Annotated in this window: 12 protein-coding genes; 1 reads left to right on the plus strand and 11 read right to left on the minus strand. The window is 66.7% G+C overall.

Annotated features, from left to right (window positions below; translation table 11 throughout):
* Positions 1-40 precede the first annotated feature (40 nt).
* The 6 genes from ACFQPS_RS18950 to ACFQPS_RS18975 all read right to left on the minus strand — a co-directional run bounded on the left by ACFQPS_RS18950 (position 41) and on the right by ACFQPS_RS18975 (position 4,112).
* Positions 41-496: a flagellar biosynthesis repressor FlbT gene (locus ACFQPS_RS18950; RefSeq protein ID WP_377360786.1), complete on the minus strand. Its 456-nt coding sequence runs from the start codon at positions 494-496 to the stop codon at positions 41-43.
* Positions 497-508: 12 nt separating this feature from the next.
* Positions 509-868 carry a flagellar biosynthesis regulator FlaF gene (gene flaF / locus ACFQPS_RS18955; protein ID WP_377360787.1) on the minus strand — a complete coding sequence of 120 codons (360 nt, stop codon included), beginning with the start codon at positions 866-868 and terminating at the stop codon, positions 509-511.
* 169 nt (positions 869-1,037) lie between these two features.
* Positions 1,038-1,892: a flagellin N-terminal helical domain-containing protein gene (locus ACFQPS_RS18960; RefSeq protein WP_377360788.1), complete on the minus strand. Its 855-nt coding sequence runs from the start codon at positions 1,890-1,892 to the stop codon at positions 1,038-1,040.
* 222 nt (positions 1,893-2,114) lie between these two features.
* Positions 2,115-2,675: a hypothetical protein gene (locus ACFQPS_RS18965; protein WP_377360789.1), complete on the minus strand. Its 561-nt coding sequence runs from the start codon at positions 2,673-2,675 to the stop codon at positions 2,115-2,117.
* 4 nt (positions 2,676-2,679) lie between these two features.
* Positions 2,680-2,979 (minus strand): rod-binding protein, encoded by a 300-nt coding sequence (locus ACFQPS_RS18970; RefSeq protein ID WP_377360790.1) that lies wholly within the window; start codon positions 2,977-2,979, stop codon positions 2,680-2,682.
* Entirely contained in the window at positions 2,979-4,112 is a 1,134-nt protein-coding gene (locus ACFQPS_RS18975) for a flagellar basal body P-ring protein FlgI (RefSeq protein ID WP_377360791.1), read from the minus strand. Before ACFQPS_RS18975 ends, ACFQPS_RS18970 begins: the two co-directional genes overlap by 1 nt.
* Positions 4,113-4,403: 291 nt before the next feature.
* On the opposite strand from ACFQPS_RS18975, the gene ACFQPS_RS18980 reads away from it, so the two are divergent.
* The gene (locus tag ACFQPS_RS18980; RefSeq protein ID WP_377360792.1) at positions 4,404-5,174 is read left to right on the plus strand and encodes a response regulator transcription factor; all 771 of its coding nucleotides are present in this window, start codon (positions 4,404-4,406) and stop codon (positions 5,172-5,174) included.
* Between the two features lie 269 nt (positions 5,175-5,443).
* Here the strand turns inward: ACFQPS_RS18980 and ACFQPS_RS18985 are convergent, their stop codons facing one another.
* The 5 genes from ACFQPS_RS18985 to motA form a co-directional block, all read right to left on the minus strand.
* A complete protein-coding gene (locus tag ACFQPS_RS18985; RefSeq protein WP_377360793.1) occupies positions 5,444-6,511 on the minus strand; it encodes a flagellin in 1,068 nt (355 codons plus the stop codon).
* Between the two features lies 1 nt (position 6,512).
* On the minus strand, positions 6,513-8,000 hold the full coding sequence (flgK, locus tag ACFQPS_RS18990; protein WP_377360794.1) for a flagellar hook-associated protein FlgK: 1,488 nt from the start codon (positions 7,998-8,000) through the stop codon (positions 6,513-6,515).
* Positions 8,001-8,013: 13 nt separating this feature from the next.
* Entirely contained in the window at positions 8,014-9,318 is a 1,305-nt protein-coding gene (locus tag ACFQPS_RS18995) for a flagellar hook protein FlgE (protein WP_377360795.1), read from the minus strand.
* A gap of 113 nt (positions 9,319-9,431) precedes the next feature.
* Positions 9,432-10,409 (minus strand): flagellar motor protein MotB, encoded by a 978-nt coding sequence (locus ACFQPS_RS19000; RefSeq protein WP_377360796.1) that lies wholly within the window; start codon positions 10,407-10,409, stop codon positions 9,432-9,434.
* Positions 10,410-10,412: 3 nt separating this feature from the next.
* The gene (gene motA, locus ACFQPS_RS19005; protein WP_377360797.1) at positions 10,413-11,297 is read right to left on the minus strand and encodes a flagellar motor stator protein MotA; all 885 of its coding nucleotides are present in this window, start codon (positions 11,295-11,297) and stop codon (positions 10,413-10,415) included.
* Positions 11,298-11,305: the final 8 nt, after the last annotated feature.

Raw genomic sequence — 11,305 nt, forward strand, 5'->3', positions numbered from 1 at the left:
TCCCCTCCTTGTCCCGGCGGCGGTTCCGGCCTCCCGGCGTTTACCGGGCCGGGATCGCCTGGTCGCCGGCAGGTTCGTCCGCAAACGTCGCGCCAGCCGCCACCCGGTCGTCGCCCAGCAGGTCGGCCTCGTAGGCGATCACCGGCCGAAGGGCTGCGAGCGCCTTGTAGTGGTCCCCGTCCCGGACATGGGCAGCCGCTTCGGCCAGATGCCGGGCCATCTCCGTGTCGGTGACGGCCTCGCTCAGGGGGCCGATCAGCATCTCGTAGGTGCGCCGATGTTCGGCCATCCGGGGCGGGTCGATCAGCATGCACTGGATGGCGAAGTAGGTCCGCCGGGCCGGCGAATTCGCCTCTTCAAGCTGCATGATGCTGCGGCCGGTCATCACCTGGGCGTGGTTTGCAACGGTCACGGTGTTGCGGTGACGGCCGTTTTCGATGACCACGCCGTTGACGATGAACTTCTCGAACGGCTTGAGCTTCAGCTTCAGACCCATGGACGGCTTCCCTCAGGCCGCACCGGCGGATGCCGACCCCAGCCCCTGCATCACGGTCCGGTTGACCTCGATCAGCGGGGTGAGCGGACGCCCCTCGGTCAGGACTTCGCTGCTGTAGCGGTTCACCCAGAGGCCGAGCGAAATGAGGCCGGCCTTCAGAGAATCGGGCAACAGATTGTCGGGCTCTGCCAGGTCCGTCACCAGGGCGCCCCAGAGTCGACGGTTGCGGTCGACCGCCCGGATCGTGGCGAAGGCGTCCGGCTGCCGGGTGCAGACCTCCAGTTCGGCCGTGACCTGAGAAAAGACACGGTGCTCCAACTGCCGCGGGCTGACGGTATCCCGCATCGACTGACGATAGGCGGCTACGCTCATGGTTTCCGTCCTCATGATCTCATGTCCGCCAACAGTAGCAGCCCGCGATTAAACCCGGGTGAAGGGTTATCCTTGGAAATTTATGGAAACTTTCTGTTCTGGAACAGGAAAAAGGGACCGCCTTGCGGCGGTCCCTTTCCCGGGGCAACGATCCTGGACTGACCGCGGATCAGCGGAACAGCGACAGGATGTTCTGCGGCGCACCGTTGGCGATGGAGAGCGCCTGGATGCCGAGCTGCTGCTGCACCTGAAGGGCCTGCAGACGAGCGGACTCCTCGTTCAGGTTGGCGTCCACCAGGGTGCCGACGCCCTCGTTCAGGCTGTCGATCAGCTTGCTGGTGAAGTCGACCTGGAGTTCCAGACGCTTGCCGACGTTACCGAACTCAGCCGCGGCGTTGATGGAGGTCGTCATCTGCGCCTCCAGGGCCAGAAGCTGGGTCTGGGCCGCCGCAGCGTTGGCAACGCCGTCGGCGCCACCGGTGATCGCGGCGCTGAGGCCGGCGACGAACGTCTGCACGGCCGTCATGTCGACGCCCGACACCGTATCGGTCACCGCCGAGATGGAGCTGCCCGAGCGGTTGATGGACACGGTCAGAACGCGAGCCGTGGTGTTGTTCAGCAGGTTCTCGCCATTGTAGCTGGCGGCCGAGATCGTGTTCTGGATGTTCGCCGCGAGGCTGTCCAGCTCCTTACCGATCTTCGCATGGTCGACCGAGGAGGAAGTGGCCAGCGAAAGCTGGGCCTTCACTTCGCCCAGCAGCTTCTGGATGTTCTCGGCGCCGACCCGGGCCGTCTGCACCGTGGCGGAGTTGATCGCCAGGTTCTCGTTCAGAGCCTTGAGCGCGCTGACGTCCGACTTCATGGTCGTCGCGATGGACCAGTAGGACGAGTTGTCCTTGGCGGTGGCGACCTTCATGCCGGTGGAGATGCGGTCCTGAACGGTCTGCAGATCCTTGCTGGTGCGGTTCAGGGTCTGCAACGCCACCATGGCGCCGGTGTTGGTGAGAATCGAGGAAGCAGCCATTTTCGTCGTCCTTCATGGATGGGGTTGGTCAGGGCGCCTTCTGGCACCGCGTCGGTGCGGGCTGTGCCGCCGTTTCCGACCGTCTCCACCCTGGCACGGTCCGTTTAAGCCCGGGTAAAAATCGTTTCCTTTTTGGCGACGACGGCGACGCGTCACAGCAGAAGGGCCGCCGGTCGATACCGGCGGCCCTTTCCATCCTCTCGGCTGCCGCAGCCTCGGAGACTACAGTTCACGCTCCACCCGGGCGAAGCTGGTCGTGACAGCCCGTCGAGCCTGACCGCTGCGCCCGTAGACCCCGTCACTGCGGCTGCGTTCGATCGCGCCGGCAATATGGCGCGCGACCGCCGATACGGCATCCTGGGCCGCGCGGATCGCCCGCCGGTTCGTTTCGACGGCCCCGCGCAGCCGGGTGGCCGCGGCCCGCACGGCGACCGGGTCGTCGACCGGCGGCGCGGAGGTTTCTTCTCCGCCACCATCCGGCGTGGCCGCAGTCGTTTCCTCGGCCGACTCCGCCCCCGTCGCGGCCCCCTCCGCAAGCTCGGCCGCCACGCCACCGGTCTCGACCACCGGCCCGGGGAGGACGGGCGGTTGCGGCCGGTTGGCTTCCTTCAGCAGAATCCCGAGCTGCTCGAAAAGGGCCTGCTTGGCCTCGGTATAGAGCTTCAGCTCCTCCGCATCGGCGCGGGCGACCCGTCCCGTCTCCTCGTCGAGAAGATCGGCCAGATTGTCGAAGGCGGTCCGCAGCCGCTGGCGCAGGTCGGGCGGCAGAGTATCCACATCCATGACGTCAGCTCTCCTTGGCCTGGCGATAGGCGTTGATCTGGGCATAGACGGCTTCGGCGATCCCGGTTCCAGCCCCGTTTCCCCCGGCCATGGCCGACCCGTAGTTCTCCAGCAGGAGTCCACGATAGGTTTCCTCGGCGAAACCACCCCCGAACGGGCCGTCCGTGGACAGGCCCGCGAACATGGCTTCCAGCATCTGCGACATCATCATGCCCTCGAAGGCCTTGGCCGTCTTCCAGGCTGGATCGTTCGCCCGGGCAGCCGCAGCAGTGGCGGGCGTCGCCGCCAGGGGGGATACATGCATCACAGCACCTCCAGGTCGGCGTGCAGGGCACCGGCGGCCTTGATCGCCTGTAGGATGGAAATGATGTCCCGCGGGCCCGCCCCCAGCCGGTTCAGGCCGTCAACCAGTTCGCGCAGGCTGACGCTGCCCTGGACGATGTTCAGGCGGTTGCCGGAGCCGTCATCCACCTGGATGTCCGTCCGCGGCACCACCACGGTCTGGCCCTGCTGGGCGAAGGGGCCGGGCTGGGAGACCTGCGGGGTTTCCGTCACCCGCACGGTCAGGTTGCCCTGGGCGATGGCGACGGTGCTGATGCGCACGCTGTCGCCCATGACGATGGTCCCGGACTGCTCGTCGATCACCACCCGCGCGGGCTGATCCGGGGTGACTGGGAGCGTCTCGACCCGGGAGATCAGGTCCGCGACATTGCCGCTGTAGGCGCCGGGCACCGTCAGCTCGACCGTCGTCGGGTCGGTGGCACGGGCGGAATAGGCGCCGAGCTGGCGGTTCACGGCCTGGGCGATGCGGGTGGCGGTGGAAAAGTCCGGATTGCGCAGCGTCAGCCGAACGCGCGCCAGATCGTTCAAGGCGAACTCGACCTCACGTTCGACGATGCCGCCGTTGGGGATGCGGCCGGACGTCGGCACGCCCTTGGTGACGCTCGCCGCCTCCCCGCGGGCGGAGAACCCCCCCACCGCCACCGAGCCCTGCGCGACCGCATAGACCGAACCGTCGGCTCCGATCAGCGGGGTGGCCAGCAGGCTTCCGCCCAGCAGGCTGGTGGCATCGCCCATGGTGGAAATGGAAACATCGAGTCGCGACCCCTGACGCGCGAAGGGCGGCAGTTCAGCCGTGACCATCACCGCGGCGACGTTGCGGGTCTTCACGTTCAGGCCGGTGATGTTGACGCCCATGCGCTCCAGCATCCCCTCCAGGCTCTGCTGCGTGAAGGGAGAGTTCTGGAGGCGGTCCCCGGTGCCATCCAGTCCGACCACGAGGCCGTAACCGATCAACTGGTTGCTGCGCACCCCCTCGACCTCGACCAGATCCTTGATGCGCATCTGCGCGAAGACCGGGCCGGCGGACGGCAGGACGGACAGGAGCAAGGCCAGGACGACTGCGAGGGCGCGCTGGCCGGAACGGCGGGCATCCATGCCTCAACCCCGTTTTCTTTTCGGCAACAGGGGGCAGCCTAGCGGCAGCGGGTTAAAGCGGCTTTTAGCCCGGAAGGTCGGAGCGCGGCTTTGTTAAGGTGTTTATCTACAAATCAAACTATACTTTATTCATGGATTAAACTCAGATTAAAGGCGCTGGATCCTTGACTCTTGCCAGCAAGTCATGCGGTAGATAATCAAGAAAGTGGTAAGACCAAATAACAAACAATTTTACGGAAATCTTCTCACGACGGGTCGCCCGGTCCGCCGGGATCAACATGGAGAGGGGGCATGCGAATCCTGCTTATCGAAAACGAGCGGCTCATCGCTGCGGCACTGCACCGGGAGATCGGCAAAGCCGGCCTGCGGTGCGAACTGTCGGACGAGGCTGACGCCATCCGGCTGATGCAGGAAGGTGACGACAGCTTCGCCGACTATGATGCGATCCTGGTCGGAACCGTGTCGAACGGCGGCGGTCTGGTTTCGCAGCTCCGTCGCTGCTCCGGACACACGATCATCATCGGCCTGCTCGGCCATCGCTGCGTCACCAGCACGATCGCCTATCTGCGCTCCGGCGCCGACGATGTGCTGGTGAAGCCGATCAACGCGCTGGAATTCGAAGCCCGGCTGCACGCGGTGCGCCGGCGGGCGCACGGCCATAGCTCCTCCGAGCTGCGCGTCGGCCGCCTCACCGTGTATCTCGACGGGCGCGATCCTGCGGTGGACGGCCAGCGGCTGCGGCTCAGCCACCGTGAGCATGCCATCTTCAGCGTGCTGGCCCTGAATGTCGGCCGCGTCGTTTCGAAGGAAAAGATCTACGAAACGGTCTATGGCCTGACCGGCTCCGATCCGTTGGACAAGGTCATCGACGTCTATATCTGCAAGCTGCGCAAGAAGCTGGCGGAAGCAACGGGCGGCGACCGCTATATCGAGACCGTCTACGGCCGCGGCTACAAGTTCGAAGCCCCGTCCGAAGAGGAAGCCGACATCGGGGCCGTCGCGCACATCGCCCCCCTCTCCCCTGCCCTGGCCGCGGACGACGGCCGCCACGTCAGCGGCTGAAGCAGTTCCGCGCCGGCGGGCATCGCGGTGCCCGCCGGCGTCGACCCCGCTCCATTCCGATCATCCGGCCCTGCTGACGGGCCTTGCCCGGACTCCGGCGCTGGTGGAAACGGTATGGTCAGGCTTGGCCCCTGACTGCCGCTTCCGCCAGCGCCTTTTCCGTGGGCGCGTTACCGCACCGATGAGATGGTGCCGGAAGCGCTACGGCCCCGGGCGGTGATCTCCACCCGGGGCCGTTGCCTGTGGGAGCGGCGCGTGCGGGGCCGGTATCAGAGGAAATCGATCAACGACAGCTTGCTGATCCGGCTTGTCATGGCGAAGGTCGCCTCAAGCTGGGTCTCCAGCGTGTTCAGGCGCAGTCCCGTCTCGTAGGGATCGGCCATTTCCATCTGGGTGATCTGCTTCGACAGCAGCCCGTCCTCGACCTCGTGCCGCTCATCCGCCCGCTTCAGCAGTTCCTCCTGCAAGCCAAGGATGCCCTGGGTGTCGATCAGCTCGTCGGTCGCCTGGGTGATCAACCGCCAGCCCTGGTCGGTGATCCGCTGATAGGCCTCGGTGGAGACGGACTCGGAAGGAACCGCCGCCAGCAGATAGAGCCCCTTCAGCAAGGTCCGGACGGGTTCGTCGCCAGCGGTACAGGCATAGGTGACCGGCAGGTCCTCGCCCGCCCGCCCCTTCACCTGGGTCGTGCTGCCCAGGAAGAAGGTCTTGGAGAAATTCTCCGGGGCGGCCGGTCCGCCGCCATAGGTGTCGGAGAACAGCGACGACAGACCGTTGGGTCCGTTCAGCGCCGCATCCACATCGGCCGCCGTCGAGGTCGGCCCCAATGAGGAAAGCACGGACTTAACCGCGTCCAGCGGCACGACGCCGGACGGCGCCGCCTCCGTCGGCGGCTGCATCGGCCGGGTATCGAAGCGCGTCCCGGCGAAGAGATAACGGCCGGACTGGGAGGAGTTGAACATGGAGGACAGGGTCTGAAGCGCGTTGAGCGCGGCTTCGTCGATCGTCGCGGCTGCGGCCCCGTCGCCCGAGCCGGAAACCGACAGGGCCAGATCCCGGACATGGGTCGCCGATCCCCGGACCTTGTCCAGCGCTTCCTGCATCAGCGTGAGCCGCGAGGACTGCGTCTGGATGGACTGGCGGTACTCGGCCGTGGTCTGACGGGCATTGCGCAGATCCAGCAGCAGCGCCGCACGGCTGCCCACGGAACCGGCGACATCCGACTTCTTGCCCGTCCCGATCTCCAGCTCGAGGGTATGCATGTCCGTCTGCATGGTACGGACAAGGTTCCGGGTCTGGCGCGCCAGTGCCATGGTCGAGATGGAAGAAACAGACATGCTAGATCTCCATGAGCGTATCGAGCATGCGCGATGCGGCCTGCATCACCTGCCCGGCGGCGGCGAAAGCCTTCTCGATCAGCAGGAGTTCCTGCATCTCTTCTTCGATGTTCACGCCATCCTTCGACATGCGCGCCGTATCGACCGTTTCCAGCAGCACACTCTGGGCCTTGGCGTCGTTCGCCGCCGTCGCGCGGAGCACCTGCTGATGCCCCATGGCCGCGGACGCGAACCCCTTGAGGGTTCCTGTCGGGATCAACCCGGCACCCGCGTCGAAACTGACGGTCTGCTGGAAGACCCCCAGGAACGAGCGGATCTGGGCGGTGTCGCCGACATCGCCGGTGGTCGCGGCATGGATGCCGGTGCGCAGCAGGGCCGGATTGCCGCCGGCCTCGACCCGGACAAGGTCGTTGACGGCGATGCGACCCGCCAGCCCGGCCGGTCCCGGCGATGCGGCCGAATAAGGCGGGGTGCGGGAGTGCCGGACCCCGCCATCGGTGAACAGGCCGGTATCCGTAAGGCCGGTGCCGGCAATGGAGGCGTCGGCCGCCTGGAAGCGGTCCGCCAGGACGCTGGCGATCTCGTCGATCTGGCGCCGCGCCTGCGGCATCAGGCTGTCACGCACCTCGAACAGCCCGGCGATGCGGCCGGATTTCAGCGGAAGCGGATAGCCGCTCCCGGGGGCGATGTCCGCGCCTTCGACCTTGAGGCCGCTCAGCATCGACGGGTATTCGGTGGTGGAGCCGATGACCGCGGTCGGCGTGAACTCCAGCATCCGCGCCGAACCGTCCAGCAGGGTCACCCCGCCGTCGGTCATGATGACCAGTTCATTCGGGCTGCGCGTGAAGTACTGGATGCCGATCTGGTCGGCGATACGGTCCAGCAGCACATCGCGCTGGTCTTCCAGCTCGGAAGTGTCCTGGCCGCTGCCGGTCCGCATCTTCACTTCGCGGTTCAGCTTCTCAAGCTGGACCAGCGCCTGATTGACATCGGCCACGGAGGCGGCGATATCGGAATCCGCCTGCTGGCGGACCTGCTTGATCTTGTCGTCCGCCGCGTTCAGCCGGTTGGCCAGCGACACCGCGGCATCGACGACGGCACGCTGCTGCACCGGGTTGTCGGGCAGTTCCTCAAGGGCAAGAAAGGCGGTCTCCAGCGCCGTGACGGCGGACGAGAGGGAGCGCTCCTCCTGCGGCTGGCCGATGCTCTCCGTATAGACCGCCAGCGCATCGGCCCGGGCCGCCTTGGCGGCATAGTCCGATGACTGCGTGCGGACCTCGCGGGCCAGATGCGCATCGGCGCTGCGCCGGACATCGCGCACGGTGACGCCCCGGCCCTCCCCGCCGACGGTGAGGGAGGCGAGTGTCACCTCCTTGCGGGTGTAGCCCGGGGTCGTGGCGTTCGCCACGTTGCGGGCAAGGACCGCGGACTTCCGCTGCTGGGCCTGAAGGCCCGTCAGCGCCGTCTGCAAGGCAAGGCCGAGGCTCATCGTACCCTCCCCGTCAGCGCATCAGGCGCGAAACTTCATCCAGCATCTCATCGGCCGTCTGGATGATCTTCGCGTTGGACGAATAGGCGCGCTGGGTCTCGATGATGCTGGTCAGCTCCTCCGCGATATCCACGTTGGAGGCTTCCAGCGCGCTGCCGTCGACGGCCCCGGCCTTGCCGGAGCCGGCATCCCAGAGATAGTAGTCGCCGGACTCGCGGCTGACCTGGAAGGCGTTGCCGTCCATGCGGCGCAGCCCGTCCGGGTTCGTCACGTCGGCCACCGGGATCTGGTAGACCGCCTGGCGCAGGCCATTCTTGTAGATGGCGGTCATGATGCCGTCGTCGCCGATCTCGACCCGCTCCAGCGGAGCATAGCTCGCGCCGTCCTTGTTGATCTTGGTCGGCACGTAGTCGTCGCCCCACTGGGTCAGCCCGCCCGTCTGGTTCGGACGCCCCAGATTGACGACGATCGGCTGGCCGTTGACGTCCAGCTTCAGGGTGCCGGCGGCGGCATCCACATCCAGGGTCGGCGAGGCGCCGACCTCCGACATCGTGTTCAGCGACCCCGGCGGGCCGGCCGTGGCGGTGTTGCCGTTGAACTCGATGTTGACCGTTCCCAGCGACGTCGCGCCATCATAGACGGTCAGGTTCCACTGGTTGTCGGTGGACTGCGGGGCCCACTGGAGCGTCAACCGGCCGGTGCCGCCCAGCGGCGTGTAATAGTCCACGGAGGTGGAGAAGGGCTGGGCCGCCGGGGTCTGACCGGTCTGGCTGGCCGGCAGGTTCGCCGCGAAGTCGATCTGCGTCGTCGCCTTGGCAAGCCCGGTGATGGAGGAAAGGTTCACCGTCTCCAGGCCGGTGAAGCTGGTGCGCGACGGCTCGCCGCCGACCACCTTGCCATCCGGCCCCAGCTTCCAGCCTTGCAGGAAGTAGCCGGCCGTATTGTGCAGGTTGCCGTTCTCATCCACACGGAACGCGCCGGAGCGGGTCAGCATGTAGCTCGGCGCATCCCCGTTCACGGCGGCGGAACGGTTGGAAACGACAAAGAAACCGCGCCCGGCGATCGCCATGTCGGTCGCCGAGGTCGTGGCCTGCACGATGCCGCCGCGGGATACCTCGGTGTGCAGGTCGGCCTTCACGCCGCCGGCAGAGTAGCTGCCCTGATTGGAGGCACTGGTCACCAGCGTCGAGAACTGCACGCCGGACCGCTTGTAGCCGACGGTGGAGGAGTTGGAGATGTTGTCGGAGATCGCGGCGAACTTGGCGCTCTGCGCGGCCAGGCCGCTGACCCCCGAATACATGGCGCTGTAGATGCTCATGGCGGTTTTCCATCGTTTGTCGGCAGATCGGCGGAGTCCGCTGGGACCTCCTCCTGCCGCACGGTATGCCGGCGCCGTTTAAAGGCGCGTGAAAACGCTGCGGAGATGGTTTCCTATTGAGAAACAGGCGCGCCGGGCAGCGGCACGCGGCGCATGACGATGATGCTGATGCGCCGGTTGCGGGGATCGCCCGGTTCCTCCGGCAACAGGTGCAGCGTGTCGGCCAACCCCTCCACCCGGGCCACCCGGCCCGGCTGGATGCCCTTCTGGAGCAGGACGCGCCGGGCGGCGTTCGCCCGGTCGGCGGACAGCTCCCAGTTGCCATAACGCGCATTGGCGGCGAACGGCCGCCCGTCGGTGTGCCCGCTGATGGCGATCCGGTTCGGCACCCCTGACAGGGCCTCGGCGACGATGCCCAGAAGCGTCACGGCGCGATCGTTGAGGTCGGCCGCACCGGAATCGAACATGGAGAAGTGCGGCCGGTCGGTGATCTGGATGCGCAGACCGTCCGCGGTCCGCTCGAACACCAGGTTCTGCGACAGATCGGCCAGATCGACCGCGGATGTCAGCGCGTCACGGACGGACTGTTCGATGCGGTCGAAGCTCTGCTCCTCCGCCGCCACCTGCTGGAGCTGCTGCTCCAGGGCCGCGTTCATCGGGGTGCCGTTCTGGTCGGCCGGCGCTGTCTCGGCGCTTTCCCGGGACGAAGCGCCCCCGCCTTCGCCTTCGTTCAGCTCCCGGTCCGGACCCGGCGGTGAGAGCGTCGGCACGCGCGCGGTGGGGATCGTCTCCCAGGCGCTTGCCGCGTTGCTCGTGAGAGCCCCCTCGCGCGCCACCGACTGGCCGGCAAGCTGGCCGTTGGCGCCTGAATTCGCATCGGACACGGCGATCGGGTTGAAGTAGTCGGCGATCCCGTGCCGCTGTTCCGGCGTGGTCACATTCACCAGCCACAACAGCATGAAGAACGCCATCATCGCCGTCACGAAGTCGGCATAGGCGATCTTCCAGGTGCCGTTCCCCTCCAGCTCGTCCGATTCTTCCGGACCGCGGCGTTTGATGACGATCTGTGGTTTCTGGGGCTTCCCCGTCATGGCTCAGGCCGCCTTCTGACGTTCGGTCAGGCGGGCCGCGGCGGCGGTGGTCACCTCCTCCACATCGTAGAAGCTCGGCTGCACCTCCGAATAGAGCACCTTGCGGGCGTGCTCGACACAGATCGCCGGGGCCGACCCGTGCAGATAGGCGGTCAGACCGGCCTTCATGCACTGGAAGTACTTCAGCTCCTCGTCGCGCATGCGGTGCGCGGCCCCCGCGAGCGGACCGATGAATCCGTAGGAGAGCAGCACTCCCATGAAGGTGCCGACGAGTGCCCCGCCGATCATGTGCCCGAGGACCTCCGGCGGGGCCGCGATGGACCCCATGGCCTTGATCATGCCCAGCACCGCCGCGACGATGCCCAGGGCGGGCAGCCCCTCCGCCACGACATGCAGGGCATGGGAGACCCGTTGCAGTTCCTTCTGGAGGGTGGACAGTTCCTCGTCCATCAGGGCTTCCATCTCATGCGAGCGGTCGGCCCCGAGCGACATCAGACGCAGATAGTCGGTGAGGAAACGCACGGCCCGCTCGTGGCGCAGGACCGTGGGGAACTGCTGGAAGATCTGGCTCTCCTCGGGCCGCTCGATGTCCTTCTCCAGAGACAGCAGCCCCTTGGTCCGCGCCATCCGCAGCACGGTGTAGAGCAGCCCGAGCAGTTCCAGGTAGTCGGCATGCTTGTGCCGCGTGCCGCGGAACAGCTCGCGCAGAGCGGAAACGGTGTCCTTGCGCACCTGGCTGGGGTTGGCGATGACGAAGGCGCCGACGGCGCCGCCGCAGATGATCAGGACCTCGAAGGGCTGCCAGAGCACCCCCAGATTGCCGCCCAGGGCGGCGAACCCACCCAGGACGGAGCCGATGACGATGATCGACCCGATTATCAGGTTCATGGTTTCCC

It is taken from the genome of Rhodocista pekingensis (assembly GCF_042665545.1).
GTDB classification, from domain to species: domain Bacteria; phylum Pseudomonadota; class Alphaproteobacteria; order Azospirillales; family Azospirillaceae; genus Rhodocista; species Rhodocista pekingensis.

What these genes read in the sequence shown, in the direction of transcription:
- ACFQPS_RS18950 (WP_377360786.1), bottom strand. Translation starts at nt 496, where the DNA reads ATGGGTCTGAAGCTGAAGCTCAAGCCGTTCGAGAAGTTCATCGTCAAC.
- flaF (WP_377360787.1), bottom strand. Translation starts at nt 868, where the DNA reads ATGAGCGTAGCCGCCTATCGTCAGTCGATGCGGGATACCGTCAGCCCG.
- ACFQPS_RS18960 (WP_377360788.1), bottom strand. Translation starts at nt 1,892, where the DNA reads ATGGCTGCTTCCTCGATTCTCACCAACACCGGCGCCATGGTGGCGTTG.
- ACFQPS_RS18965 (WP_377360789.1), bottom strand. Translation starts at nt 2,675, where the DNA reads ATGGATGTGGATACTCTGCCGCCCGACCTGCGCCAGCGGCTGCGGACC.
- ACFQPS_RS18970 (WP_377360790.1), bottom strand. Translation starts at nt 2,979, where the DNA reads ATGCATGTATCCCCCCTGGCGGCGACGCCCGCCACTGCTGCGGCTGCC.
- ACFQPS_RS18975 (WP_377360791.1), bottom strand. Translation starts at nt 4,112, where the DNA reads ATGGATGCCCGCCGTTCCGGCCAGCGCGCCCTCGCAGTCGTCCTGGCC.
- ACFQPS_RS18980 (WP_377360792.1), top strand. Translation starts at nt 4,404, where the DNA reads ATGCGAATCCTGCTTATCGAAAACGAGCGGCTCATCGCTGCGGCACTG.
- ACFQPS_RS18985 (WP_377360793.1), bottom strand. Translation starts at nt 6,511, where the DNA reads ATGTCTGTTTCTTCCATCTCGACCATGGCACTGGCGCGCCAGACCCGG.
- flgK (WP_377360794.1), bottom strand. Translation starts at nt 8,000, where the DNA reads ATGAGCCTCGGCCTTGCCTTGCAGACGGCGCTGACGGGCCTTCAGGCC.
- ACFQPS_RS18995 (WP_377360795.1), bottom strand. Translation starts at nt 9,318, where the DNA reads ATGAGCATCTACAGCGCCATGTATTCGGGGGTCAGCGGCCTGGCCGCG.
- ACFQPS_RS19000 (WP_377360796.1), bottom strand. Translation starts at nt 10,409, where the DNA reads ATGACGGGGAAGCCCCAGAAACCACAGATCGTCATCAAACGCCGCGGT.
- motA (WP_377360797.1), bottom strand. Translation starts at nt 11,297, where the DNA reads ATGAACCTGATAATCGGGTCGATCATCGTCATCGGCTCCGTCCTGGGT.